The 24,138-nt window shown below is 73.1% G+C and carries 24 protein-coding genes and 3 pseudogenes; 14 read left to right on the top strand and 13 right to left on the bottom strand.

Annotation, left to right across the window (positions count from 1 at the left end):
• Positions 1-173 precede the first annotated feature (173 nt).
• The 4 genes from C8E97_RS14805 to C8E97_RS14790 all read left to right on the top strand — a co-directional run bounded on the left by C8E97_RS14805 (position 174) and on the right by C8E97_RS14790 (position 3,805).
• Positions 174-986: a CoA transferase subunit A gene (locus C8E97_RS14805; RefSeq protein WP_121005947.1), complete on the top strand. Its 813-nt coding sequence runs from the start codon at positions 174-176 to the stop codon at positions 984-986.
• On the top strand, positions 983-1,735 hold the full coding sequence (locus C8E97_RS14800; RefSeq protein WP_121005945.1) for a CoA-transferase subunit beta: 753 nt from the start codon (positions 983-985) through the stop codon (positions 1,733-1,735). Before C8E97_RS14805 ends, C8E97_RS14800 begins: the two co-directional genes overlap by 4 nt.
• A complete protein-coding gene (locus tag C8E97_RS14795; protein WP_121005943.1) occupies positions 1,732-2,907 on the top strand; it encodes a thiolase family protein in 1,176 nt (391 codons plus the stop codon). Before C8E97_RS14800 ends, C8E97_RS14795 begins: the two co-directional genes overlap by 4 nt.
• A 76-nt stretch (positions 2,908-2,983) precedes the next feature.
• Positions 2,984-3,805, top strand: coding sequence for an IclR family transcriptional regulator domain-containing protein (locus C8E97_RS14790; protein WP_121011524.1), 822 nt, complete (start codon positions 2,984-2,986; stop codon positions 3,803-3,805).
• Between the two features lie 216 nt (positions 3,806-4,021).
• Here C8E97_RS14790 and C8E97_RS14785 read toward each other — a convergent pair whose 3' ends face one another.
• A complete protein-coding gene (locus C8E97_RS14785; protein WP_121005941.1) occupies positions 4,022-5,221 on the bottom strand; it encodes a cytochrome P450 in 1,200 nt (399 codons plus the stop codon).
• A 175-nt stretch (positions 5,222-5,396) separates the two neighbouring features.
• On the opposite strand from C8E97_RS14785, the gene C8E97_RS14780 reads away from it, so the two are divergent.
• Positions 5,397-6,137 (top strand): SAM-dependent methyltransferase, encoded by a 741-nt coding sequence (locus tag C8E97_RS14780; RefSeq protein ID WP_121005939.1) that lies wholly within the window; start codon positions 5,397-5,399, stop codon positions 6,135-6,137.
• A 54-nt stretch (positions 6,138-6,191) separates the two neighbouring features.
• Here C8E97_RS14780 and C8E97_RS14775 read toward each other — a convergent pair whose 3' ends face one another.
• From C8E97_RS14775 to C8E97_RS14765, 3 genes are read right to left on the bottom strand one after another with little or no spacing between them, the layout of a single operon-like run.
• On the bottom strand, positions 6,192-7,409 hold the full coding sequence (locus C8E97_RS14775) for an ABC transporter substrate-binding protein (protein WP_121005937.1): 1,218 nt from the start codon (positions 7,407-7,409) through the stop codon (positions 6,192-6,194).
• 54 nt (positions 7,410-7,463) lie between these two features.
• Positions 7,464-8,549 (bottom strand): ABC transporter ATP-binding protein, encoded by a 1,086-nt coding sequence (locus tag C8E97_RS14770; protein WP_121005935.1) that lies wholly within the window; start codon positions 8,547-8,549, stop codon positions 7,464-7,466.
• A complete protein-coding gene (locus C8E97_RS14765; RefSeq protein ID WP_121005932.1) occupies positions 8,549-9,658 on the bottom strand; it encodes a FecCD family ABC transporter permease in 1,110 nt (369 codons plus the stop codon). Before C8E97_RS14765 ends, C8E97_RS14770 begins: the two co-directional genes overlap by 1 nt.
• 364 nt (positions 9,659-10,022) lie before the next feature.
• Here C8E97_RS14765 and C8E97_RS14760 point away from each other — a divergent pair, with 364 nt between their 5' ends.
• The gene (locus C8E97_RS14760) at positions 10,023-10,775 is read left to right on the top strand and encodes a class I SAM-dependent DNA methyltransferase (protein ID WP_121005930.1); all 753 of its coding nucleotides are present in this window, start codon (positions 10,023-10,025) and stop codon (positions 10,773-10,775) included.
• On the opposite strand, the gene C8E97_RS14755 is transcribed toward C8E97_RS14760, so the two are convergent.
• Positions 10,776-11,990 (bottom strand): MFS transporter, encoded by a 1,215-nt coding sequence (locus C8E97_RS14755; protein ID WP_121011521.1) that lies wholly within the window; start codon positions 11,988-11,990, stop codon positions 10,776-10,778. It abuts the gene before it with no gap.
• A gap of 272 nt (positions 11,991-12,262) precedes the next feature.
• On the opposite strand from C8E97_RS14755, the gene C8E97_RS14750 reads away from it, so the two are divergent.
• The 3 genes from C8E97_RS14750 (at position 12,263) to C8E97_RS14735 (ending at position 15,464) form a co-directional block, all read left to right on the top strand.
• A complete protein-coding gene (locus C8E97_RS14750; RefSeq protein ID WP_121005928.1) occupies positions 12,263-13,471 on the top strand; it encodes an ATP-grasp domain-containing protein in 1,209 nt (402 codons plus the stop codon).
• Positions 13,472-14,049: 578 nt separating this feature from the next.
• Positions 14,050-14,751: a hypothetical protein gene (locus C8E97_RS14740; RefSeq protein ID WP_147455118.1), complete on the top strand. Its 702-nt coding sequence runs from the start codon at positions 14,050-14,052 to the stop codon at positions 14,749-14,751.
• Entirely contained in the window at positions 14,751-15,464 is a 714-nt protein-coding gene (locus C8E97_RS14735) for a YjgN family protein (RefSeq protein WP_121005922.1), read from the top strand. Before C8E97_RS14740 ends, C8E97_RS14735 begins: the two co-directional genes overlap by 1 nt.
• A gap of 14 nt (positions 15,465-15,478) precedes the next feature.
• Here C8E97_RS14735 and C8E97_RS14730 read toward each other — a convergent pair whose 3' ends face one another.
• From C8E97_RS14730 to C8E97_RS14720, 3 genes and pseudogenes are all read right to left on the bottom strand, one after another.
• On the bottom strand, positions 15,479-16,504 hold the full coding sequence (locus C8E97_RS14730) for an alpha/beta fold hydrolase (protein WP_121005920.1): 1,026 nt from the start codon (positions 16,502-16,504) through the stop codon (positions 15,479-15,481).
• Positions 16,501-16,749, bottom strand: a complete 249-nt coding sequence (locus tag C8E97_RS14725) for an AbrB/MazE/SpoVT family DNA-binding domain-containing protein (protein WP_246018894.1) — start codon at positions 16,747-16,749, stop codon at positions 16,501-16,503. Before C8E97_RS14725 ends, C8E97_RS14730 begins: the two co-directional genes overlap by 4 nt.
• Positions 16,750-16,831: 82 nt before the next feature.
• Positions 16,832-17,291, bottom strand: a pseudogene (locus C8E97_RS14720) (methyltransferase domain-containing protein).
• Positions 17,292-17,440: 149 nt separating this feature from the next.
• Between C8E97_RS14720 and C8E97_RS14715 the strand changes: the two are divergent.
• Complete coding sequence (locus tag C8E97_RS14715; protein ID WP_121005918.1) at positions 17,441-18,409, top strand: phosphotransferase family protein; 969 nt, start codon at positions 17,441-17,443, stop codon at positions 18,407-18,409.
• 216 nt (positions 18,410-18,625) lie between these two features.
• On the opposite strand, the gene C8E97_RS14710 is transcribed toward C8E97_RS14715, so the two are convergent.
• On the bottom strand, positions 18,626-18,913 hold the full coding sequence (locus C8E97_RS14710; RefSeq protein ID WP_121005916.1) for an SH3 domain-containing protein: 288 nt from the start codon (positions 18,911-18,913) through the stop codon (positions 18,626-18,628).
• Between the two features lie 349 nt (positions 18,914-19,262).
• On the opposite strand from C8E97_RS14710, the gene C8E97_RS14705 reads away from it, so the two are divergent.
• The gene (locus C8E97_RS14705) at positions 19,263-19,787 is read left to right on the top strand and encodes a hypothetical protein (RefSeq protein WP_121005914.1); all 525 of its coding nucleotides are present in this window, start codon (positions 19,263-19,265) and stop codon (positions 19,785-19,787) included.
• Between the two features lie 257 nt (positions 19,788-20,044).
• Here the strand turns inward: C8E97_RS14705 and C8E97_RS14700 are convergent, their stop codons facing one another.
• Positions 20,045-20,656 carry a flavodoxin family protein gene (locus C8E97_RS14700; protein ID WP_121005912.1) on the bottom strand — a complete coding sequence of 204 codons (612 nt, stop codon included), beginning with the start codon at positions 20,654-20,656 and terminating at the stop codon, positions 20,045-20,047.
• A 173-nt stretch (positions 20,657-20,829) separates the two neighbouring features.
• Here C8E97_RS14700 and C8E97_RS14695 point away from each other — a divergent pair, with 173 nt between their 5' ends.
• On the top strand, positions 20,830-21,771 hold the full coding sequence (locus C8E97_RS14695) for an AraC family transcriptional regulator (protein WP_121005909.1): 942 nt from the start codon (positions 20,830-20,832) through the stop codon (positions 21,769-21,771).
• An 85-nt stretch (positions 21,772-21,856) separates the two neighbouring features.
• Here C8E97_RS14695 and C8E97_RS35310 read toward each other — a convergent pair.
• A pseudogene (locus C8E97_RS35310) lies at positions 21,857-22,174 on the bottom strand (transposase); the annotation flags it as partial.
• 21 nt (positions 22,175-22,195) lie between these two features.
• A complete protein-coding gene (locus C8E97_RS35305; protein WP_211347230.1) occupies positions 22,196-22,363 on the bottom strand; it encodes an IS110 family transposase in 168 nt (55 codons plus the stop codon).
• Positions 22,364-22,420: 57 nt separating this feature from the next.
• On the opposite strand from C8E97_RS35305, the gene C8E97_RS35300 reads away from it, so the two are divergent.
• A complete protein-coding gene (locus C8E97_RS35300) occupies positions 22,421-22,648 on the top strand; it encodes a hypothetical protein (protein WP_211347015.1) in 228 nt (75 codons plus the stop codon).
• 127 nt (positions 22,649-22,775) lie between these two features.
• Here the strand turns inward: C8E97_RS35300 and C8E97_RS14685 are convergent.
• Positions 22,776-23,624, bottom strand: a pseudogene (locus tag C8E97_RS14685) (helix-turn-helix domain-containing protein).
• Between the two features lie 195 nt (positions 23,625-23,819).
• Between C8E97_RS14685 and C8E97_RS14680 the strand changes: the two are divergent.
• Entirely contained in the window at positions 23,820-24,131 is a 312-nt protein-coding gene (locus C8E97_RS14680; RefSeq protein ID WP_170211854.1) for a transposase, read from the top strand.
• Positions 24,132-24,138: the final 7 nt, after the last annotated feature.

Genomic DNA, 24,138 nt, shown 5'->3' with positions numbered 1-24,138 from the left:
CGCCCGCCGCCCCCAGGGCAAACCGCCGCCTCGGTGCACCGAGCCCCGGTGAACCGGTCGCCTCCTACCAACCCCCGGCGACAGCCGCCACCCCACCTTGACCGACGCCGCACGCCCTCGTATGTTCGTATTAAGAACTCCTGTTCGGCATACGAACAAAGTGAGGGTGTGCGGTGGCGGAGATCGTGACCTTGGCCGAGGCGATCGGCGAGTTGGTCGCCGACGGGGACGTGGTGGCCCTCGAAGGCTTCACCCACCTGATACCGACGGCGGCCGGCCACGAGATCATCCGGCAGGGCCGTCGGGACCTGACGCTCGTGCGCATGACACCCGACATCGTGTACGACCAGCTCATCGGCGCCGGTTGCGCGCGGAAGCTGGTGTTCTCGTGGGGCGGCAACCCCGGCGTCGGCTCGCTGCACCGGTTCCGCGACGCGGTGCAGCACTCGTGGCCCGTGCCGCTGGAGATCGAGGAGCACAGCCACGCCGGGATGGCCAACCGGTACGTCGCGGGCGCGTCCGGGCTGCCGTTCGCGGTGCTGCGCGGGTACGTCGGTACCGACCTGCCGTCCGTCACGGCCACCATCAAGCCGATCACCTGCCCGTTCACCGGCGAGCAGCTCACCGCCGTGCCGGCGCTCAACCCGGACGTCACGGTGATCCACGCGCAGCGCGCCGACCGCGCCGGCAACGTCCAGCTGTGGGGCCTGCTCGGCGTGCAGAAGGAAGCGGTGCTGGCGGCGCGGCGCAGCCTCGTCACCGTCGAGGAGGTGGTGGACGAGCTGACGCCCGTGCCGGGCGCGATCGTGCTGCCGTCCTGGGCGGTCACGAAGGTCGCCGAGGTGCCGGGCGGCGCGCACCCCTCGTACGCGCAGGGCTACTCGGAGCGGGACAACGCCTACTACGCCGCGTGGGACGCGATCGGCCGCGACCGCGAGGAGTTCGCGAACTGGCTGCGACAGGTCCGGGAAGAGGTGCCGGCATGACCCACACCGCCGACGAGATGATGGCGATCGCCGCCGCACGCGCGCTGTCCGGCAGGCAGCGGGTGTTCGTGGGCATCGGCCTCCCGTCCACCGCCGCCAACCTGGCCCGCCGCACGCACGCGCCGGACCTCGTCCTCGTCTACGAGTCGGGCACGCTCGGCTCCAAGCCGGACCGGCTGCCCGCCTCCATCGGCGACGGCATCCTGGCCGAGACCGCCGACGCGGTGATCAGCGTCCCCGAGGTGTTCAACTACTGGCTCCAGCCCGGCCGGATCGACGTGGGCTTCCTCGGCGCGGCGCAGCTCGACCGGTTCGGCAACATCAACACCACCGTCATCGGCGGCGACTACCACCACCCGAAGGTGCGGCTGCCGGGCGCGGGCGGCGCGCCCGAGATCGCCGCGTCGTGCCGCGAGGTCTACGTCGTGGTCCGGCAGAGCAGCCGCAGCTTCGTGGACCGGGTCGACTTCGTCACCTCGTTCGGGCACGGCACGGGCAAGGGCGACCGCGAGCGGCTCGGCCTGCGCGGCGCGGGGCCGACCCTGGTGATCACCGACCTCGGGGTGTTCCGGCCCGACCCGGAGACCGCCGAGCTGGTCCTCACGGACATGCACGAGGGCGTGACGCTGGACCAGGTGCGCGCCGCGACCGGCTGGGACCTGCGGACCGCGCCCGAGGTCGGCCGCACTCCCCCGCCCACCACCGGGGAGCTGGCCGCTCTCCGCGCGCTCAAGGAGGCATCGCGGTGACCGAAGTGTTCGTGCTCGACGGCGTGCGCACCCCGTTCGGCCGCTACGGCGGCGCGCTGTCCGGCGTGCGGCCCGACGACCTCGCCGCGCACGTGCTGCGCACCCTGGCCGAGCGCTCCGACCTCGCGCCGGCGACCGTCGACGAGGTCGTGCTCGGCGACGCCAACCAGGCGGGCGAGGACAACCGCAACGTGGCGCGGATGGGCGCCCTGCTCGCGGGCTGGCCGACGTCCGTGCCCGGCACGACGGTGAACCGCCTGTGCGGCTCCGGCATGGACGCCGTCATGCAGGGCTCGCGCACCATCGCGGTCGGCGACGCGTCGCTGGTCGTCGCGGGCGGCGTGGAGTCGATGAGCCGCGCGCCGTGGGTCCTGCTCAAGCCCGGCAAGGGCTTCCCCGCGGGCCACGAGACGCTGCACTCCACCACCCTCGGCTGGCGCATGGTCAACCCGGACATGCCCGCGGAGTGGACGGTGTCGCTCGGCGAGGCCACCGAGCAGCTCGCCGAGCGCTACGGCGTCACCCGCGAGCGGCAGGACGAGTTCGCGCTGCGCAGCCACCGGCTTGCCGCGCGGGCGTGGGACGACGGCTTCTACGACAGCCACGTCGTGGCGCCGCCCGGCGTCGACCTGGCGCGGGACGAGGGCATCCGGCCCGACACCAGCCTGGACAAGCTCGCCGGGCTCAAGCCCGCGTTCCGCCCGCAGGGCACCGTGACCGCGGGCAACGCCTCGCCGCTCACCGACGGCGCGTGCGCCCTGCTGCTCGGCGACCGGGCCGCCGCCACCCGCCTCGGCGTGCAGCCGCTGGCCCGGATCGCCGGTCGGGGCGCGGCGGGCGTGGACCCGCAGTCCTTCGGCGTCGGCCCGGTGCGGGCGGCGGAGATCGCCCTGCGCCGCGCCGGGATCGACTGGTCGGACCTCGCGGCGGTCGAGCTGAACGAGGCGTTCGCCGCGCAGTCGCTGGCGTGCCTGGCGGACTGGCCGGAGCTGGACCCGGAGATCGTCAACGTCAACGGCGGCGCGATCGCCATCGGGCACCCGCTCGGCGCGTCCGGCGCGCGGGTGGTGCTCCAGCTGGCGCACGAGCTGCGCCGGCGCGGCGGCGGGTGGGGCCTGGCCGCGCTGTGCATCGGGGTCGGGCAGGGCCTGGCCGTGGTGGTGGAGGCGTAGGCGCCCGGCGGCGCGGGCGCGTCGCCCGCGCCGCGCCCGGACCACGCCGTGACCGCCGGATAGGGTGAGCGCCACCATGATCGAGCAGGACGGACCGAGCGAGCGCGGCGCGCACTACGTGCGGTCGCTGGAGCGGGGCCTGGCGGTGATCCGCGCGTTCACCGCCGCCAACCCGTCCCCGACGCTGACGGACGTGGCCAAGGCCACCGGCCTCACGCGCGCGGGCGCGCGGCGGTTCCTGCTCACGCTGGTCGACCTCGGCTACGTGCGCACGGACGGCAAGCACTTCTCGCTGACCGCGCGGGTGCTGGAACTGGGGTACGCCTTCCTGTCCGGGATCTCGCTGCCGGAGGTCGCCCAGCCGCACCTGGAGCGGCTGTCGGGCGAGGTCCGCGAGTCGACCTCCGCCTCCGTGCTGGACGGCTCGGACGTCGTCTACGTGGCCAGGGTCGCGGTGTCGCGGATCATGGCCGTGTCGATCACGGTCGGCACGCGGTTCCCGGCCTACGCGACGTCGATGGGGCACGTGCTGCTCGCCGGCCTGCCGGGCGACGCGCTGGACCGCTACCTGGCCGCCGTGCGGCTGGAACCCCTGACTTCGCGCACGATCACGTCGCCGGACCGGCTGCGCGCCGAGCTGGACCGGGTGCGCGCGCAGGGCTGGGCGCTCGTGGACCAGGAACTGGAGGAGGGCCTGCGTTCGGTCGCCGCGCCCGTCCGGGACCGCGCCGGCCGGGTGGTCGCGGCGGTCAACGTCTCGACCCACGCCAGCCGCACCACCGCCGACGGCGTCCGGCGCGACATGGTGCCGCCGCTGCTGGCCGCGTGCGCGGCCATCGAGCGGGACCTGGCCGCCGACCCGCGCCCGAACACCGGTCCGGCCGCCTGGTCGTCCTGACCCGCGCACCGCCCGGTCCCGCACGCGTCCCGCGCACCGCCCCGTCCCCCCACACCGGGGTCACCCGCACGCCACCCCGACCCCGCGTACCGTCCCGCCCCGCACAGCCGCGGCCCGCACGCCACCCCGACCCCGTGCGCGACCGCGATCCCCCGCACCGCCCCACTTCCGCGCGCATCCACCACCCCGAACCGCGCCGCACCGCCTCACGCCGCGTCACCAGGCGACGGGCAGCCGCTCCAGGCCGCGTGCCATCCGGCCGCGCCGCCAGGGCAGTTCGTCCTCGCCCACCGCGAGCCGCAGTCTCGGGAAACGGCCCAGCAACGAGCCCACCGCCACCCGCAGCTCGGCCTTGGCCAACTGCGCGGCGACGCAGTAGTGCGGCCCGAACCCGAACGCCAGGTGCGGGTTGACCGCCCTGGCCAGGTCCAGCTCGTCGGGGTCGGCGAAGGCGCGCTCGTCCCGGTTGGCGGCGTCGAGGTGCAGCATCACCGCGTCGCCCGCGCGCACGACCACGCCGCCCAGCTCGACGTCCTCCAGCGCGATGCGGGTGAACCCCGCCGACGTCACGATGGGGATGAAGCGCAGCAGCTCGTCCACCGCCCGGTCGAGCAGGTCGGGCTCGGCGCGCAGCAGCGCGAGCTGGTCGGGGTGGGTCAGCAGGGTGGCGATGAAGTTGCCGATGTGGTTGGACGTGGTCTCCAGGCCCGCGTAGAGCAGGGTCACGCCGAGCGCGACCAGCTCGTCCTCGCTGAGCCTGCCCCCCTTGTCGCGGGCCTCGACCAGCGCGCCCAGCAGGTCGTCGGTCGGCTCGCGCCGGCGGGCGGCGACCAGCTCGACCAGGTAGCCCTTCAGGCTCGCGAACGCGTCGTGGATCTCCTCGCTGGAGAACGCGGTGGTGGCGAGGGCGACGTCGATCCAGCCGGTGAACCGGTCGCGGTCGGCGACCGGCACGCCCAGCATCTGGCAGATGACCGCCATCGGCAGCGGTAGCGCGAGCCCGGACACGACGTCGGCGGGCGGGCCCTGGTCCGCCATCCGGTCGAGCAGGTCGTCGGTGACGCGCTGGGCGTACTCGGCGAGGCGGCCGAGCCGCCGGGGGCTGAACGCGGCGGAAACCAGGCGGCGCAACCGGTTGTGCTCGGGCGGGTCGACCGTGTGCAGGGTCGGGTCGGTGAGCCGGCGGGGCGAGGTGCGCGGCACGTCCCGGTCCAGCAGCGCGGCGCGGCTGAACCGCGGGTCGCTCAGCACCGCGCGGACGTCCTCGTGCCGCACCGCCAGCCAGGCGTCGCCACCGTGGGGCAGCGAGATCCGGCTGAGCGGTTCGTGCTCCCGGAGCCGCGCGTACTCGGGCTCCAGCTCCAGCGCGGTGGGTTCGCGGAACGGGTAAGAACGGGCAGCCTGCGTGGATCGCATCGGTGTCCCCACTCCGGGCGGTCGCGTCGTCACCACCAGTGGTCGGGCCGGCGGCGCGGAAAGTTCCCGCGCGGTGACGGCGGTTCGGGCCTCGCGGGAACCGGGGGCCGCCGACCGACGACCACCTGGACCGGGGCGGTGCGCACCCGCACGAGGACGACACGGCTGGAGCGGCATGGACTGGTACGAGGACGACGATCTCTGGGTGGGGTTCGCCGACGTGATGTTCCCGCCGCGCCGGGTGGCGGAGGCGGAGCACCTGGTGGCCACGTCGCCGCTGCTGAAGGTGGCCGCAGGCGACCGGGTGCTCGACCTCGCGTGCGGGCCGGGCACCCACGTCGTGCCGCTGGCCCGGCGCGGCGCGGTGGTCACCGGGGTGGACCTGAGCGAGGCGATGCTCGCGCGGGCGCGGGACGCCTGCGAGCGGGCCGGGACGACCGCGCGCCTGGTGCGCGCGGACATGCGCGACCACGTGGAGCCGGGCGGCTACGACCTGGTGGTCAACATGTACACGTCGTTCGGCTACTTCGTCGAGCCGGGCGAGAACCTGGCGGTGCTGCGCAACGCGCACGCGAGCCTCGTGCCCGGTGGGCGGCTGCTGGTGGACGTGATGGGCAAGGAGGTGTTCGCCGGGTGGGTCGGCCGGCCGCAGGCGGTGGACGTCGAGGGCGGCGGCACGGTGTTCATGCGCGACACCGTGCTGGACGACTGGACGCGGCTGCGCTCCGACTGGACCTACGTGCGCGGTGACGAGGTGCGGCGCACGTCGACCTACTGCGTGCTCTACAGCGCCGCCGAGCTGCGCGCCCTGTTCCGGGAGGCCGGGTTCGCCGAGGTCGAGTGCTTCGGCGACTTCGACGGATCGCCCTACGACAACCACGCGCGACGGCTGATCGTGCGGGGCACGCGCGGGTGAGGCCGCCCGGTCCGCCGGCGACGCCCGCCGGCCGGCGGACCGGGCGGCCCGGCGTCAGGAGGGGCGGGCGAAGCAGGTGCCCCGCGTGCCGGGGAACAGGTCGGGCGCGAGGCCGATCGCGATGTCCCGCAGCAGCACGTCCACGTCCAGGTAGGTCTTGGCGCGGCACTCCTCGAAGTTCGCGTCGACGCCGGCGATGAACGCGCCGTCCCGGAACGGCCGGAACCGGTTGAACCGGGGGTCGGCCTTCAGGGTGTCGGTCGTCAGCTTCAGCGGGTCGTAGACGACGAAGAAGTCGGCGGAGGCGGCGGTGCCGACGGCCTCCTCGAAGTCGTAGGGCCTGCCGTTGGGCCGGTCGTTGCCGGGTGCGAAGACGTTGCCGACGCCCAGCCGCGTGAACAGCCGGCCGACCAGGGTCTCGGCGCCGTGCGCGTGGACGAACTCGCAGCCGCGCTCCGGCGCGACGCACAGGTAGCCCGCCTCCCGGTCGCCGACCTTGCCGGTGACCGTGGCGACCACCTGGTCGAACCGCGCTTTGATCGCGTCGAACTCGGTGTTGGCGGCGGCCTCGGCGTTGTAGAAGGCCGCCACCATCTTGAGCCACTCCGCGGAGGCCAGGGCGTGGCGCTCCAACCGGTTGGACACGCTCACGCCGGGCAGGCCGGCGGCGCGGGCGTTGGAGATGTCGTCGAACCCCGCCCCGAACCCGGACATGAAGACCACCTGGTTCTCGAGGCCCAGGACGGCTTCCCGGTCGAGGTCGGTGTACTCGCCGATCGAGGTGGGCTTGCCCGCGGCCTCGGCCACCCCGGCGTACCAGGCGTCCTTGCCGACGTTGCCCAGCAGCTGACCGCTCAGGCCGGTGATCGTCCGGTTCTTCCCCAGCCGGTCCAGCATGGCCAAGGCGTTGAACGAGGTGACCGCCACGTTGGTGACCGGCACCTGGACGAACAGCGCGCCCGCCAGGTCGCCGGCGGCCTCCGGCCGGGGCGTGCCGCACTGGTAGAGCACGTACCGCAGCGGGCCGGCGCCGTCGTTCTCGGTGTCCGCCAACGTGATCGTCTTGTAGGAGCCGTGGTACGAGATGTCCCACAGCTCCGACTGCTCGACCGTGCTCTTGTCAGGGAAGTAGTCCTTGCCCTCGGCGTGGTCGGTGACGCAGCCCTCCGCGCCGCCCCGCTCGCCCGTCGCGCCGGTGCCGGGTCCTCCGCACCCGGCCAGGGCGAGGGCCAGCACCAGCAGTGCGACGGCCGAGCGGATGAGTGCCTTCACGGTGTTCTCCTGCGGGTGGCTGGTTCTCGGCGGGGTCGGGCGTCGGGCGTCCGGTCAGTCGGGGAACCGGGGCCGCCCGGCCCGCACCCCCTCGGGCAGCGACGTGGCGCGGCGGCGCAGGTGGCCGACGAGGGACTCGAACCCGACGCCCCGGCCGCGGTCCGCGTCCGGCACGGCCGCGCCGTCGACCCGCCAGCGGCACGGCGGGCCGGCCTCGACCTCCAGGACGTGCGCGCAGGCGTCCGCGGTCGGCTCCCACCCGGCCCGCCGCACGGCGTGCTCGGCCCACTGCCGCACCCGCCCGTCGGCGGCGACCCGCACGGTGGCGCCGGGCACGCCGCCGTCGGCGACGACGATCGTGGCCGCCGCGTCGTCGAACGACATGTTCTCGCCGGTGAACGTGCGCGCCACGGCGTCGCCGTAGGCCAGGTCCTCCGGCGCGCCCGCCGTCACCGCGCCGTCCGCGCCGACCAGCCAGACCTGGTCCGCGCGGCGCAGCGCGAAGGCGAGGTCGTGCGTCGACAGGATGATCGCCGCGCCGGTGGTGGCGGTGAGCCGGGTCAGCATCGCCGCCAGCTCGATCCGGCGGGCGACGTCCAGGAACGCCGTCGGCTCGTCCAGCACCAGCACCGCCGGCTCCTGCGCGAGGGCCCGCGCCACCATCACCCGCTGCCGCTCGCCGTCGGACAGGTCGCCCAGCCCGCGGTGGCGCAGTTCCTCGACGCCTGCGTCGACCAGCGCGCGGTCCACCGCGGCGCGGTCCCGCGCGGTGGACCGGCCGATCCACGACCGGTAGGGCAGCCTGCCCAGCGCCACCACCGCCTCGACGCTCATCATGCCCACGTCGACCGGCTCGGTCAGCGTGACCGCCAGCCGCCGGGCCCGCTCGCGCGGTGACAGGGCGGCGAGGTCGTGCCCGTCCAGCAGCACCCGGCCACCCAGCGGCGGCTGCGCGCCGACGAGGGTGCGCAGCAGGGTCGACTTGCCCGCGCCGTTGGGCCCGATCAGCGTGATCAGCTCACCGGGCCGGGCCGCCAGGTGGACGTCCGACAGCACCGTGACGGCCGGGTGCCGCCGCCGTCGCCGGTAACCCGCGCGCACGGCGATCGCCTGCAGGGCCGGGCGGTCCGCCGCGGTCATCAGGCCCCCCTCCTCGCTCGGCCGGACAGCAGCACCCAGAGGATGACCGGCGCGCCGACGAACGCGGTGACCGAGTTGAGCGGCAACGACGTCCGGGTCAGCCCGTTGCCGCCCGCGACGTACTCGGCCGCCAGCACGATCACCGCGCCGACGAGCGCGCTCGCCGGGAGGACCAGCCGGTGGTCGGCGGTGCGCAGCAGGCCGCGGGCCAGGTGCGGCGCGGCCAGGCCGACGAACCCGATGGCACCGCAGTAGGCGGTGATGATGCCGGACAGCACGGCGACGCTCGCCAGCGACAGGAAGTGGACCCGCCGGACGTCGACGCCCAGGCTGCCCGCGTACCGCTCGCCGAGCAGCAGGGCGTTGAGCGGCTGGGCGAGGAACACCGACAGCAGCAGGACCACGCCGCAGGCCACCGCGACGACCTGCAACTCGTTCCACGTCACGTTGCGCACCGAGCCGCGGGTGAAGGTCGTCAGCGCCTGCAACCGGTCCGGGTCGGTGTAGTAGACCAGCATGTCCACCAGCGCGCCGGCCAGGTAGCCGAGCATGACGCCGACCACGAGCACCACGACCGGGTCGCCGACGCGCCGGGCGATGCCCAGCGCGATCAGCAGCACCCCGGCGGCGCCCGCGACGGCCGCGCCGGTCACCCCGAGCTGGCTGACCACGCCCAGCCCGGTCAGCCACCCCACGCCGCCGGTGCCGAGGATGACGATGGACGCGCCCAGGATCGCGCCGGAGCTGACCCCGAGCACGAACGGGTCGGCCAGCGGGTTGCGGAACAGGGTCTGCATCTGCACGCCGCCGACCGCCAGCGCGGCCCCGGCCAGCAGCCCGGCGACGACCTTGGGCAGCCGGGCGTCCAGGACGATGGTGCGGCTCGTCCCGGACTCGACCTCCCGGCCGGTGAGGATGCGCAGCACGTCGCCGATCGGGATGGCGATCGACCCCTGCGCGATCAGCACCACGACGGCGCCGAGCAGCAGGAGGACCAGCAGCGCGAACAGCGCCGTCACGTACCCGGCGCGACGGCGCGGCCCGCGCGGCACCGCCTCCTCGGCCTCGCGTTCGGCCACGTCCTCGACACCCGTGCGACTACCCGACACCCCGCACCCTGTCCCTCCCCGCGTGAAACGGCCACCACCGTAGGAGTCGTGCGGTGCGGGCATGCGGTTCCCGCGAATTCCGGAACTCCGCGCGGGAGGAGTGCGGCGGGGGCGGCCGGGGTCCGCGGGCGGAGGCGTGACGACCCGGACCGGTCCCGCGCCGGGGGCACGGCCGGTCCGCGTCCGGCCGTGCCCCCGCGTCCGGCCGGGCGTCCGCACCGGCCGTCGGCGACCCCGAACCCCCACCCCGGCGGGGCGGGAACTTTCCCCGTCGGCCGGCCGACCTCCGAGAGGGGCGTCGTCCCGCCGCCCGCCGGGGACGCGCCCACCGCACGCGCCCAACGACTGCCGGGGAGAACGCTCGATGGAGAACTACGGACCCGACACCTACGGCGAGCTGAACGCCGACGTCTACGACGAGTGGCACGCCGCGCACGACCCCGGGGACGCCGTGCGCGGCCTGCTGGACCTCATCGGGCAGTCACCTGCGGGACCGGTGCTGGAGCTGGCGGTGGGCACCGGCCGGGTCACGATCCCGCTGGCCGAGGCCGGCGTGGACGTGCGGGGCATCGACGCGTCGGAGGCGATGGTGGCCCGGATGCGCGCCAAGCCCGGCGGCGACCGCATCCCGGTCGCGATCGGCGACATGGCCGACGTCGACCCCGGCACCGACGACCGGTTCGGCCTGGTGTTCATCGTGTTCTCCACCTTCTTCTTCCTGACCGAGCAGGAGGACCAGGTGCGCTGCTTCGCCAACGTCGCCGAGCGCCTGCTGCCCGGCGGCCGGTTCGTCCTGGAGTGCCCGATGCCGGACGTCGCCCGCTACGCGCGCAACCAGACCCTGGAGACCTTCGAGGTCGGGATCGACCGGGTCCGGCTGGTCGCGGTCCGCCACGACCCCGCCCGGCAGCGCCTCGACGGCCACCACGTGCTGATCTCCGGCAACGGCGTCCGGCTGGCCCCGGCGTTCATGCGCTACGCCTGGCCCGCCGAGCTGGACCTGATGGCCAGGCTCGCCGGGCTCGAACGCGTGCACCGGTGGGGTGGCTGGCGCGGCGAGGCGTTCCGCGGCGAGGGCAACTACGTCACCGTCTACGAGAAGCCCGCGACCGCGTGATCACGCCGAGCGGCGCAAGCGGCGCGCCACCGCCGGCACCAGCGGCGGCAGCAGGGCGCACTGGGCGGCGACGACCAGCCAGAACACCTGGAGGACCCCCGCGCGCTCGAACAACCCGTACACCGCGCCGCCGAGCACGCCGCCGAGCAGCGCACCGACGCCCACCGCCAGCCGCTGCTGCCCGAAGGTCACGGTGGCCGACCGCCGTGACCCCTCCAGCGCCGCGAGGTCGTTCTTGAGGAACAACACGGCGTTGCCGACGCTCATCGCGGCGACGCCGAGCGCGAGACCGACCGCGCGGCCACCGGCGAAGGCCGCCATGCCCAGCGCCATGCAGGAGAAGCCGATCGCCATCGCCACCGGGTAGCGGACCCGGCCGACCCACCGCGCCACGAGCGGCTGGACGGCCACCAGGCCGAGCGAGTACCCCATCATGACCAGGCCGTACACGGCCGTGGGCACGCGGCCCTCCGCGAACGGCGACAGGTATTGGTAGAACTGCATGTACAGGTAGTGGGTCAGCACGGTGACGGCGAAGGGCAACCCGGCCAGGCCGCGCAGCACCCGCCGGAACGGCTCGACGGCGGGCCGGTCGTCGGTGGCCCGCTCCGGGCGCAGGAAGCAGTGGCCGACCGCCAGCACCGCGTAGAGCACGGTGTTCACGGCGAACAGCCGGCTCGGGTCGGACAGGAACAGCGCGCCGACCACCGGCCCGAGCGCGATGCCGAGGTTGCCGGCGGCGTTGCCCGCGGACACCAGCCGCGGGCGCTGCTCGGCCGTCGCCGAGTGCACCAGGTAGCCGCGGTAGGAGGGCGAGTAGAGCGACCCCGCGCCGCAGGAGACGAACAGGGCGACCACCGTCAGCGCCGGGCTGCCCGCGCCCGCCAGGTAGGTCGCCGCGCCGAGGCAGTACAGGGACGCGGCCAGCAGCAGGCACCGCTTCAGCCCGACGCGCTCGGCGAACGCGGCGGTGAACGGCGCGCCGGCGAACTGCACCAGCGTGGCGGCCCCGAGGACCACGCCGACCTGCGCCATGCCGACGCCCAACCGGTCGCGCAGCAGGACCGCCAGGTACGGGTAGACGGAGAAGGTGCCGACGTTGACCAGGAAACCGCAGGTCAGCAACGAGAGTTGAGCGCCGGTGAGCCCCCCGCCCCACCCGGCCGCCTGCCCGCGCCGCCGGTCACCCGTGCCCGCGGACACCCGCGTGCCCATCAACCGCACCCGCCCATGCGCAGCCTCCGCGTCGTCGTCGCCGGTGTCGCACCCGTCGCCGTGGGGGCCGACTCGATCGACCTCGGCGCAGAAGTGGTCGTTCCGGCGCGCGGGAAGGTTCCCCGGAGTCCCGAAGTCGATTCGCCGGCACCGGGAACCGGAGGGGCCGTGGTGACGACCAGTGGTGGCCGGCCGGCGCGGTCGTTCGGCAGCGGGACGCGCCGGCTCGCGGACCGATCGCCCACGCTGGAACGCCGGAAGGATGCCCTGCCGTGACCATCGCCATGCTGGAAGCCCTCACGTTCGGCCTGGGCCGCCTCGCCGACGCCGCCCGCGCCGCCGGGCACGACCTCGTGCTGCTCACCGCCGACCGGTCGACCTACACCCACGAGCTGAGCCGGCTCGGGCCGGACCGCCTGCGGGTCGTGGACGTCGACACCACCGACGTCGCGGCCTGCGAGCGGGTGCTGCGCGACCTGCCGGACCTGGCCGGCCTGATCAGCTCCACCGACACGTGGGCGATACCCGGAGCTGACCTGGCGCACCGCCTCGGCCTGCCCGGCCCCGACCCGGAGGCGGTGCGCACGCTGCGGGACAAGGCCGCCGTCCGGGCCCGGCTGCACGACCTCGGCCTCAGCCGCAGCGGTCCGCTCGACCCGGTGTCGACGCGGGTGTTCCCGCTGGTGCTCAAGGACTCGGCGGGCACCTCGTCCCGCGCGGTCTGGCTGTGCCGATCACCCGCCGAGCGCGACGCGGCCCTGCGCGAGGCCGCCGGCACCGCGCTCAAGGGCAGGTTGATCGCCGAGCCGTACTTCGAGGGACCGCTCTACAGCGCCGAGACGATCGGCTGGCGGGGGCGGACCCGGCTGCTCGGGGTGCTCAGCCGGGTCCTGTCCCCGGAGCCCGCGTGCCGCGAGGAGGCCAGCGCGTTCCCGGTCGCCTTCCCGGAGGCGGACCTGGCGGGGCTGGACGACTGGGTCGGCCGGGTGCTGGCGGCGGCCGGGCACGAGCGCGGGTTCGCGCACACCGAGTTCGTCCTCACCGCCGACGGCCCCGAGCTGGTCGAGGTCAACGCCCGCATCGGCGGCGCGCTGGTCGGCGAGGCGCTGTGCCGGTCGCTGGGCGTCAACGCCTACGAGTCGATGGTGCAGGTGGCGCTCGGCGTGCGGCCCGACCTGCTCGACGGCGCGCCGGGAGGCGGCCCCGCCACGGGGTTCGTGGCGCTGTACCCGCGCGAGGCCGGTGTGCTGGAGGGCTGGACGGGCCTGGACCGCCTGCCCTCGCTGCCCGGCGCGCCCGAGTGGTACCCGACCGCGCGGCCCGGCGACGTGCTGGAACACCTGACCGACCAGCGGTCGTGCACCGGCATCGTGCTCGCCGAGGGCCCCACCGCGGAACTGGCCCTGCACCGCGCTTCGGCCGCCGCCGGCGGCATCATCCCGCAGGTCCGGGCGAGGGACCACGCGACCGTGCCGGCCTGACCCGGCGGGCCGGGGTCCGGCGTTCGTCCTCCGGCGCCCGCCGGGGGACGAACGCCGGGGCCACGTTCGCCGAGACCGCCTGGTTCGGCAGGGCGACGTTCGCCGGCGACACCGCTTGCGGCGAGGCGACGTGCACCGCGGGCGTCGACTTCGACGGTGCGTCGACCATCCACCGGGAGGCGGCGCTGCTCGGTCCGACGGCGCGCCGGGAGGTGGTCCCGCCACGGTTTCGCGGCGCTGCACCCGCGCGAGGCGGGAGTGCCGAGGGCCGGACGGACCCGGACCGCCCGCCCTCGCTGGTCCCGTCACCGCCCAGCGATCGTGCGCCGTGCGACGGGTCGGATTCGGCCCCCACCGACGTGGGCGGATCGTTAGCCTCGACCGGGTCGAACCTGCGTCGGAGGAGGCGGGATGGGCGACGACGCCGACGAGGTGACCCGGAAACCGGCCGCGGTGCACAACCGGATCGGTGACCGGGCCGTGGTCATCGGTCCCGTGCTGCAAGCCGGCACGGTCACCGGGGGCATCCACCACCACGGCGACGACCGTCGGCCGCTCGACCTGCGCACGCTCCGGTCGTGGGTGGACCGCGTCGCGGCGGACTACCGCGCGGTGGTCGAGCGCACCGGCGACCGGGCGGCGCGGCGCACGTCCGGCAGGTCGACCTCGTGCGGGCCGGACTGGACGACTCCGGTCCCGTGGACGAGCGGCGCGGGGACGTGGTCCGACGCCTCGTCGTCGCCGGCATGGTCGGCTACCTGGCCCAACCCGGCCCGCCACCGGACGAGTCGGTGCCCGAGCACGTCCTCCTCGACCTGGTCGTCTGCTCGCTGTGGCCGGTGGTGACCGCGCGGAAGCTGCCGCCGGACTGGCCGGGCGAACTCGCCCGGATCACCTCGCCCCGGCTCGCGGCGCTCGTGCGACGGGCGCGGGACGAACGCCAACCCGCCGAGGTGTTCGCGCGCTCGGTGGCCGACAAGTCGTTCTCCTCGGCGATGGTCGCGTTGTTCGACGACCTGGCCGATCCCCGCCGCGGTGGCGCGCTGCTGGCGGCGATGGCGCTCGCCGGAGGTCTGGCCACCCCGCCCACCGGGAAGCAGCGAGGCCGTGAGGTCGCGGCATGGGCGCTCGCCATCGCGGGTGGCGCGGCGCTGGCGGCGGCCCTGCGACATCGCGAGTCGCGGGTCGCCAGGGTCATCGGCGAAGCGGTCACCGACCTGCCCGCCGATCCGATCGACCCGGCGGACCTGGCGGCCCTGCTCGAGTGGTTGCTCGGCTGATGGACGCCTCACCCCACCTCCTGCTCGACGCCGCGTGGCTCACGGCGAAGGTCGTCTCCTGCGGCACCCTGGGGCTGTACCTCGCCACCCTGGGTCATCCGTGCGAGGTCCACGCGGAAGCCCGGATCGTCCGGTACCTGATCGCAGCGCCGCCGACCGCGATCTTCCGCTGGCGGGAACCGGTCGGCTACGAGGTCACCGCCTACCACGCCGCCACCGACGAGGAGAAGGTCGAGCCCGCGCTGTGCCAACCGGTCAGGTGGTCCCCGACCTTCCTGGTGTGGCGGAGGAAGGGCCCGCAGCCGAGGAGCGTCATGGTGCGCAGCGCGCTGATCGCCTTCCGGATGCGGGTGCTGTTCTTCCTCTGCTTCCACGTCGGCTCGTTCTGCCTGCTCGGGTGGCTGGCTGTCACCGGGGATCGGCGCTGGTTCGTCGCGTTGGTGGTACTGGCCGTCCACCAGCTCGCCTACACCCACACGGGCGTCCACATCCTATGGCGGAGGCGTTGGCTCTTCGCGGTGATCGGCCTCGGCGCGTGGGTGTACCTGCAAGGCGGGGTGTTCGAGACGATCGCGGTGTGCACCGCCGGCGTGCTGATGGTGCTCGCGATCGCGGGCCAGTGGAACCTGGTGACGAGCCGGCGGTTCCGGTTGGCGCGCGACTCGGAGCGCGGCCCGTTCGCCCCGGTCCGCTTCCGGCGCAGGCCGTGGTGAACCGCCCGTCCGCGTCAGCTCGTCACGGGCAGCGCGCCGCCGAACCGGGTGACCGCGGTGATGAACTCCTCGGGCTTGTCGCCGTGGATGACGTGCCGCGCGTGGATGCGGTGGTAGACGGTCCGGGGTGCCAGTTCGCGCACGCGGCGGGCATCGTCGTCGTCCATCGCGCCGACCAGCCCGTACGCCTCGTACCGGTTCCAGTCGGCGTGCAGCAGCAGGACGGGGCAGGTCGTGCGCCGCAACGCGTCCTCGTGCGAGAAGTCGCCGTAGAAGCGGCCGTCGAGGAACGCCCTGGCGAAGTCCGGGTCGAACATCGACGCGGCCCGGATCCGCTCGTCCAGGGATCCCGGCCACCCGCCGAGGCCGAGGCTCGCGGGACGGTCCGGGTGCCGTCGCCGGTGGCGGGCCACCAGCCGGTCGAGCAGGTCGACGAACCGGTCGGGCAGCCGCACGGTCCTGGTCTCGGAGACCGGGATGTCCTGGCGCAGGATGCTCGCCGGGCGCGGCCGTTCGAGGTCGCCGAGGACGTCGACGGCGTGGGCGAGGCTGCCGTGGACCCACCGGTCCCGGTCGCGGAAGCGCGGCATCTCCACCGAGAAGATCGGCGGGTCCTCCAGCACGATCGCGGCGACGTGCTCGGGCGCGTTGGCGGCGCTCCACAGCGCGAGGACGCCGCCGGAGGAGTTGCCGCTGACGATCGCGGGCCGGCCCACGACCTGCCGCAGGAACCGCGCGATGTCCGTGCCGACGGCGTCCCACGAGTAGTCACCCGGTGTCCACGAGGAGTTCCCGTGGCCGCGGACGTCGATCGCGTACACCGTGAACTGCCGCGCGAGCGCCGGCATGACCTTCCGGTAGCTGCTCCACAGGCTCATCTGGCCGGGCACGAGCACGAGCGGCAGGCCGACGTCCCGCCCGCGCACGTAGTGGAGGACGACGCCGTCGAGGTCGGCGAACTCCTGCCGGAAGCCGGCCTCGGCCAGGTCCGGCGGCAGCGGTTCGCGCTGCCCCTCGAAGGGGTTGCGGTAGCCGGTCACCGGTCCGACTCCGGGGCGGTCTCGTCCTGCACGTCGAGGATGCCCCTGGCGAACTGCTGGAACCGCTCGTTGTCGACCAGGGCGACGCCCTGCTTGGGGTCCACCAGCACGAGGAGCGTGTCACCGGGGCGGAGCCCGAGCAGGTCCCGCGCGTCCTTCGGGATGACGATCTGCCCCTTCTCCCCGACCTTGACCGTGCCCACGATGTAACGGCCGTCCGGTCCCTGGATCATCTGCCCGGCCATGCACACCCTCTCCTACTTTTCCCACTAGTGCGACTTATCCTACCCGCAGGTCGGCACGGGTGAAGGTCGACCCCGCCCGCGCTCAGCCGTGCGACACGACGAGGCGGAAGCCGGCGTCCCAGTGGTCGAGGCCGAGGAGGTCCCGGTGCCGTTCGTGCCAACGGCCGCCGCGCAGGTCTGCACGCAGGCGGCGGACGCCCCGCTCGACGGCGGCGGGACCCGTCTGCGCCAGAGCGGAACCGGCGCGGCGCCACCCGGCGCAACTCGGCGAGCCCACGCCGCCAGTCGGTCCAGTGGTGGACGGTGAGCACGGCCAGCGCGGCGTCGACCGCGTGGTCGCGCACCGGCAACGCCTCGGCGACCGCACGGACGACGGGGCTCGTGCCGCGCGGTCGTTGCCGGATCATCTCGACGAACGGCTCGACGGCGAGCACGGCCCGATCCCCCCGCTCGTAAGACCTCGTACCCGCGCCGACATCCCGCACTACTGCACGGAATCGCACGTGGGCGACGGCGTCCTGGCCCAGCCTCGTGGACTCCACGTCGAGTACTGCTCGCCGGCGCCGCAACCGATCGCTGTGCCGTGGTGTGGAACGTCCACGAATTGAGAGCGCTCGCCGTGCCGACCGGCACAGCCACCGCGTACACGGCGCTCGCGCGGAGATGGGATCAACGCCGTTATGTTGGCGGCGTGCCACCGGATCTGGACGTCATCGACTCCGAGGAATCCTATGCGTCCCATCGCAACGACCCCGCGCTGTGGGAGCCGTGGGGACGGCACGCCCTCGACCTCGTCGGCCTCCCGCCACCCGAACGGTTGCACGTACCCGGTGAGAGCACTCACCCGGTTCTGGTGGGGGACAACGGTTACGTGGTCAAGTTCTACGGCCGGCACTGGAGCGGGCCGGACAACCACGCCGCCGAGCTGGACGCCTACCGGGTGCTCGACGGACGCGGCCTCCCCGTGCCCGCCATCGCCGGGGCGGGCGAACTCCGGCCGGGGAGCCCGACCTGGCCGTGGCCGTTCCTCGTGCTGCGCACCGCCACCGGCCGCACCTGGCGGGCCGCCGTCGACGCCGGGTTGGACCGGGACTCGCGGCTCGAACTGGCCCACCGCATCGGCGTCACGATCCGCGCGCTGGCCGAGGTGCCGCTCACCGGTCGGGTGAACCTGAGGCCCGACCGGTCCACCTTCCTGGACCTGCTGCGCACCCGCCGCGCGAAGACCGTCACCGACCACCGGAAGTGGGGCTACCTCTCGCCGCGTCTCCTCGACCGCGTCGAAGACCTCCTGCCGGACCCACGGGACCTGGTCCACGGCACACCGATCGCCTTCGTGCACGGCGACCTGCACGGCACGAACATCTTCGTCGACACCGAGCAGCCGGCCGTCACCGGCCTGATCGACTTCACCGACGTCTACGCGGGCGACCCGCGCTACGCCCTGGTGCAGTTGCACCTCAACGCCTTCCGAGCCGACCGCGCCCTCCTCGCCGCGGCGCTGGAGGGGCTGGGACTGGAGCGGACGCCGCGATTCACCCGCGACATGCTCGCCTACACCTTCCTGCACGACTTCGAGGTATTGGAAGAGACACCACTGGACCTTCACCACATCACCGAGCCGGACGAACTCGCGGACCTGTTGTGGGGACCGCCGTAACCGACGCACCGGGTGCGCACCGACCCGCCCCCGGCGATCATCCGTGTGACGTGGCGACCCGACCACCACACGCGCGGCCGGGACGGCATCGTCCGGATCGCCGTGGTCGGCCCAGCGCTGGTGCCGGTCGCGGAGATCCGAGTTCGACGGGCTATCGGCCGGCCGGAAGCCGTCGAGCGCACTTCGACGGCTTCCGGTCGCAGTCCTGGAAGCGGGTCAGCAGAAGTACGCCGCCAGCACGTAGCCGGAGTACGGCGAATTGATCTGCCACCACACGCCATCGCGATGATCGATGACGTTCACGCTCTGGTTCCGGTACACGAGCCGACCGGTCGGACTTCCGCCGGGCGAGTACCGCACGTCAACGTCGTTCGCATAGCACAAAGTGCGAGCTTCTTGCACGCTGAACGCTTCCGCCGATGCCGTTCCGGCCCCAACGGCTCCGACGCCGGTGAGCGCAGCCAGCGCCGAGACCGCCACCAAGAAAGGTCTCACCTTGTCCATTGATCCATTCCTCCCGGATGGGGCGACCCGAGCCGATCCGAGGTGACATCCGACTCGGGCATCGCTCTCGCCGACAGTGGATACCCCTCCGCCCGACACCTCAGCCGCCAATCGAGTACCTCTGCGAAGTTTCCTTCGAAAAGCCGTAGCCGTACCGCAGAACTGCGGAATCGCTCTCGGTGGGCCAATCGCGGTCATCGCGAAACCGCCCATCGCGCAATCCCGCAGTCCTGCGGGGAACGACACCCACACACGGTGTGCCACCGCAAGCCGTTCAGCCGATTGAGAGCGGAGGAGCGGATCGCGAAACTCGATCCGACCATCACGCCTGCGAAGAACGGGAAACCCCATGCGTCTGCGTTCACTGATCGTCGCCGTGGTCGGCGGGCTGCTCGGCGCCACCGTGCTGTTCCACGTGCCCGCTTCGGCGTCCGCGGTGGACGTCAACTGCGCCCTGGGCACCCAGGTCGGCACCTACTCCCCCGGTATGACGCTGCTGCCCAGGAAGATCGACTTCCACGCCATCGGCACGCTGGGCGGCTGCGCGTCCCCCGGCCACCCGGAGATCACCGGCGCGACCTTCACGTCCCTGGTCAGCGGCACGTTCAGCTGCGTGTCGGGCTCCACCACCAACACCTCGACCTACCACTGGAACACCGGGCACAGCAGCACCGTCCAAGGCGGTTTCGAGGTCAACCTCAAGCCCGGCGGGACCACCGTGCTCGTCCTGACCGGCACCGTGGTCGACGGCCTGTTCGAGGGTGCGACCGTCGTGCAGACCAAGGTCCTGCCCGCCACCACCCTCACCGCTTGCCTCACTCCGGAGGGCCTGACCAGCGTCAGCGGCGCCGTCACCTTCACCGCCGTGCTGTGAACCGTGGCGGGGCGAGGAATCGGTCCAGCGGTCCGCGGTCCTCGCCGGGGCTTCATGTGGTTCGACCAGCGCTCGCCGTGCGACGACATCGTGCCGCCGCCGAGCGGAACCCGAGCGAACAGCCCGGTCTTCGTCGGTCGACCGGCGACGGAGATCGGGCTGTTCGTGGTGGACACCGTCACCGTCCTGCTGACGGGCGTGGACGGCGGGCACCTGGTGGCCAGGGCGGCGTCCGGCCCGGAGGCACTGGTAGTCGGTCAGGAAGTGAGGCGGACAGCGCGGCGTCCGGCTGCCACGAGTGCCGCCTGGCGGGCGACCCGGCCGCCGAGGTGCTCGACGGTGGCGATGTCGGACGGGTGAACGGTTTCGATGCCGCCGTCCACTGGGGTCTGGGCTCCGGCGCCACCCCAGAAGCCGAGGCGGTTGAGGTCGTTCTCGGTGGCGGTGGTCGAGTTCCAGCCGGGGGCGAGGCCGAGGCTGACCCACAGCATGCGGTGCTGGGCGGCGAAGGTGGCGAAGAAGGCGAGAGTGCCCGCCTTGTCGCCGTACTTGGACGCGGAGTTGGTGAAGCCTGCCGCGAGCTTGTCGGCCCAGCGGCCTTCCGCGAAACGACGGCTGGTGGCCTCGGCGAAGGTGTGGAATGCGGCGGACGCGCTGCCCATGTGGGTGGGCGAGCCGAACACGATCGCGTCGGCATCGTCCAACTGCCGCCATTGTCGCTCGGTGATGGTGTCCACGGGCACGAGGATCGCGTTGGCACCGGCCACGGCCGCGCCGCGCCGGGCGGCCTCCGCGAGGACCGCGGTGTGCCCGTGGCCGGAGTGGAAGGCGATGGCGACCGACGGGGCCGGGGCGGGGGACTCGGGCATGTCAACTCCACTGGTGCTCGGCTGGTGCGCTGCTACGACGAACGAAGGGCAACTCGTCGTGGCGGGAGCCGCGTCGACGTGCCTCTCGTGTCGCCGTCGACGCTACGACGAAGCTTCAAGACGGACGATCGTCGATCGTCTTGTTTCCACGACTGATCGTCTAACGTGTCGATGTGGACCCTATCGACGACGTCCTGTCAGCAAGGTCCGGTGAGGACTCGCGGTATGTGCTGGTGCAGGCCCGCGGGCCGTGGGGGATCTCGTTCCGCTCGCCCCGTGCGACCTATGTGATGATGGTCAGGAGCGGGCGTTGCTGGTGGCTGCGCGGCGCGAACACGGCTCCGGCACTGCTCACCCCCGGCGCCTGCTTCCTGGTCCAAGCCGACGCCGAGTTCGCCGTCGCGGACGAGCCGGGGCGGAGCACGGTCAGCTGTGAGAGCCTCCTGGCGGCCGAGCGCGATCCCTCGGTGCGCCACGGCGGGAACGGACCGCTGACCGAGATCGTTTCGGCTCGGTTGGCCTTGGACAGCGGGGTCACCGAGCCCCTGTTGCGGGCGCTGCCGCCCGTGTTGCGGTTCGACCTCGACGACTCGGCCGACGACGCGTTGCGCTCCACGTTCCGGTTGTTGGAGCTGGAGCGCTCATTCCCCGGCTTCGGGTCCGGATTCATCATGAGCCGCTTGGCCGAAGCGCTCTTCGTGTACGCGCTACGGACCTATGTCTCGTCATCCGCCACGGCCCCGCACGGATGGCTTGCCGCGCTGAGCGACCCAAGGCTCGCGCCGGCCCTGCGCGAACTGCACACCGATATCGCCCATCCTTGGACGGTCAAGGAACTCGCGAGCCGGGCCGGGATGTCGCGGGCGGCCTTCGCCGCGGCGTTCAAGCAGAAGACAGGCGATTCACCGATCAACCACCTCACTTGCTGGCGGATGCACCGAGCGAAAAGACTGCTGCGTGACACGCAATTGAGCCTCGGGCAGATCGCACGGACGATCGGCTACGACACCGACGCCGCCTTCAGCCGAGCTTTCCGCCGTGTCGAGGGCGTCGCACCGGGAACATGGCGACGCCGTTGGCGCACCTCGGCCGGAGAACTCTCACGAGCAGACTGAGAACCGGACACCGACTTGAGCACCCGGCCCGAGCCGGGGATCATGCGGTGCTCGTCCTTGCTGCGGCCGCAGGTGTGGCAGAACGATTGGCTCTGCGGCGCGCCAACGCCGGCACCGCGCGCTGGTGGCTCTTTCCTTCACCGCGCTTGCGGTCGTAGTCACGAGGCTCAGGAGCCAGGCCCGCGAAGGTGGCCAGGCGGTCCGCCGACCCGAAAGCCGTCAGGTCACCACCGGTCGCGGCGATGAACTCGGCGCCGAGCTGGACACCCATGCCCGGCAGGCTCAGGATCATCTCGGCGTGCCGGTGCTGCCGAAACCACGCCTCGACGAGCGTGTCGAGCGAAGCGATTTCCTCGTCGAGCGCGACCAGGACCTCGGCGATGCGGGCCACCATCTCGGCGGCCGAGGACCGGTCCCTTGTTCGTCAGGCTCGGACTCGTTCCAGGGCGGGGAAGAACGCCAGGAGCTGGTCGCGGAGCCGGTTGGTCTGCCGGGTGCGGCCGTCGACCAGGTCGGTCCGCCTCCGGGTGGGAGTCCGCAGGTAGACGGCGACCTCGTCGCCCGGCCGCAGCACGCCGAGATCGGTGCGCATCCGGGCCTGGTCGGCAATGACGAAGGCGTCCTCCGCGTCGGTCTTGACCTACCCCCGGTGAGCATCCACAGCGCGGTGCACGGCAAGGCCGGTGAGGTAGACCACCGACTGATCGTGACCCAGCAGCAGACCGATCAACAAGGCTGCGCCGCCGTGGTTGACGTCCACCGCTCACTGCACATCGCTCGACAACGCGAGCACATCGCCGATCAACTCCTGCTCGCCGTAGAGCACCCGGCGAGACAACACCGCCTGCCCTCCGAGTCGATCACCACGCAGTGGTGATGTTCCTTGCCGATGTCCACCCGGCCCAGAAGCTCTGGGCACGGTCGCCTCCGCCGGCCTGTCGCCTTGAGCCACCGGACGGCGACAAGCTCACAGCCATACCCGGCAATGCTGGTGTCCGCCGATCCTACGAACGACCGGCTGATACCCACGCACAGGACGGTAGGACAGGCCAACTGCATGAGGCCAGGACGTTGGTGACGCTGGTGTGGAGCCGGGTTGCTGATGGTCGGTTTCCGGCGGCGGTGTGGGGGCGATGGTAGTTGTAGTGCACGTTCCAGACCGTCAGACCGTCAGACCGTCAGACCGTCAGACCGTCAGGGCGTCGGTGCGTTGTTGTTCGCTGGTCCAGGCGTGGGCGTAGAGGCATGCCTTGGTGTAGGCCGGGCGGGAGAACCCGTCGACCGCGGAGTGCGGGTAGGTGTGGCTGCGCTGCTTGCCGCTGGCGGTGTTCTTGGCGCGTTCGACCTGTTTGGCCTGCTCGCTGCCTCGGCCGTGGACCCGCCGGCCACCGCCGTCGGGGATCACGCCGACCTTCTTGACGTCGAGGTGGACCATGTGGCCGGGCCGGCGGGCGACGATCCGGCGGGGAGCGCGGTTGTTCTCCCCGGTCGGGTCGAGGAACCGGCGGCGGTTGAGCCCGAGGTGGGCCGGGTGCCGGCCGACGGTGCGCACCGACCCGGCCGCGCCCTCGGCGGCGGGTCCAGCGCGATACGGCGGGCCGACCACGTGCGGTCGCGACGCAGCCGCTCGATCCGGACCACCACCTCGGCCGGTGTGGCGGTGGGCTGCCGGCGCGGAGCGCTGGGGCGGTCGGCCAGGCCGGCCTCGCCGAAGCGGCGATAGCGGTTGACCCACTTGGAGGCGCCTTCCGGGAGATGCCCATCTCGGCGACGTGGGCGATGGGGCGGGTGCGGCAGCGCTGGACCAGGCGGTGGCGGCCTTCGACGGACAGCGGGGCGTTACGGTGGAGCACGGACAGGTCTTTCTGCTCGGCGGATGTGTTGGCCGCACTTCCATCCCGCCGCCGACAGACCCGTCCCCCCGTCTCGGCCCCTACCGACCGTCGCCAACGTCATGACCCGCAACAGCTAACAGGATGGTGGGTGAGGTTCCCCCGATAGCTCGGAGGCTTTCCAGGCATGGTCCGTAGGGCCTGAAGGGAGCGTCCGTGGCACCACCGAAGAAGTACCCCGACGAGTCGAGGGCGCGTGCTGTCCGGTTGTTCAGGGAGTCGGATCCCAAACCGGTGGTCCGGCGCTTGGCCGAGCAGTTGGGCGTGCACCCGGAGGCGTTGCGGAACTGGATCCGGCAGGACGAGGCCGACCGCGGCGAGCGGGACGACCGGCCCACCTCGACCGAGTCGGAGGAGCTGCGCCAGCTGCGCAAGGAGAACGCGGAATTCAAACGCGCCAACGAGATCCTGAAGACCGCGTCCGCGTTCTTCGCGGTGGAACCCGACCCGACCCGGCGACGGTCGTGAAGCTCGT

It is taken from the genome of Saccharothrix australiensis, assembly GCF_003634935.1.
In the GTDB taxonomy this organism is placed as follows: Bacteria; Actinomycetota; Actinomycetes; order Mycobacteriales; family Pseudonocardiaceae; genus Actinosynnema; species Actinosynnema australiense.
This window is presented reverse-complemented; position numbering and strand designations above follow the sequence as displayed.

Excerpts from the sequence above, each read along its gene's own strand:
- C8E97_RS14800 (WP_121005945.1), top strand. The coding sequence starts at position 983 with ATGACCCACACCGCCGACGAGATGATGGCGATCGCCGCCGCACGCGCG.
- C8E97_RS14790 (WP_121011524.1), top strand. The coding sequence starts at position 2,984 with ATGATCGAGCAGGACGGACCGAGCGAGCGCGGCGCGCACTACGTGCGG.
- C8E97_RS14785 (WP_121005941.1), bottom strand. The coding sequence starts at position 5,221 with ATGCGATCCACGCAGGCTGCCCGTTCTTACCCGTTCCGCGAACCCACC.
- C8E97_RS14780 (WP_121005939.1), top strand. The coding sequence starts at position 5,397 with ATGGACTGGTACGAGGACGACGATCTCTGGGTGGGGTTCGCCGACGTG.
- C8E97_RS14770 (WP_121005935.1), bottom strand. The coding sequence starts at position 8,549 with ATGACCGCGGCGGACCGCCCGGCCCTGCAGGCGATCGCCGTGCGCGCG.
- C8E97_RS14760 (WP_121005930.1), top strand. The coding sequence starts at position 10,023 with ATGGAGAACTACGGACCCGACACCTACGGCGAGCTGAACGCCGACGTC.
- C8E97_RS14755 (WP_121011521.1), bottom strand. The coding sequence starts at position 11,990 with ATGGGCACGCGGGTGTCCGCGGGCACGGGTGACCGGCGGCGCGGGCAG.
- C8E97_RS14735 (WP_121005922.1), top strand. The coding sequence starts at position 14,751 with ATGGACGCCTCACCCCACCTCCTGCTCGACGCCGCGTGGCTCACGGCG.
- C8E97_RS14725 (WP_246018894.1), bottom strand. The coding sequence starts at position 16,749 with ATGGCCGGGCAGATGATCCAGGGACCGGACGGCCGTTACATCGTGGGC.
- C8E97_RS14710 (WP_121005916.1), bottom strand. The coding sequence starts at position 18,913 with ATGGACAAGGTGAGACCTTTCTTGGTGGCGGTCTCGGCGCTGGCTGCG.
- C8E97_RS14705 (WP_121005914.1), top strand. The coding sequence starts at position 19,263 with ATGCGTCTGCGTTCACTGATCGTCGCCGTGGTCGGCGGGCTGCTCGGC.
- C8E97_RS14700 (WP_121005912.1), bottom strand. The coding sequence starts at position 20,656 with ATGCCCGAGTCCCCCGCCCCGGCCCCGTCGGTCGCCATCGCCTTCCAC.
- C8E97_RS35305 (WP_211347230.1), bottom strand. The coding sequence starts at position 22,363 with ATGCGCACCGATCTCGGCGTGCTGCGGCCGGGCGACGAGGTCGCCGTC.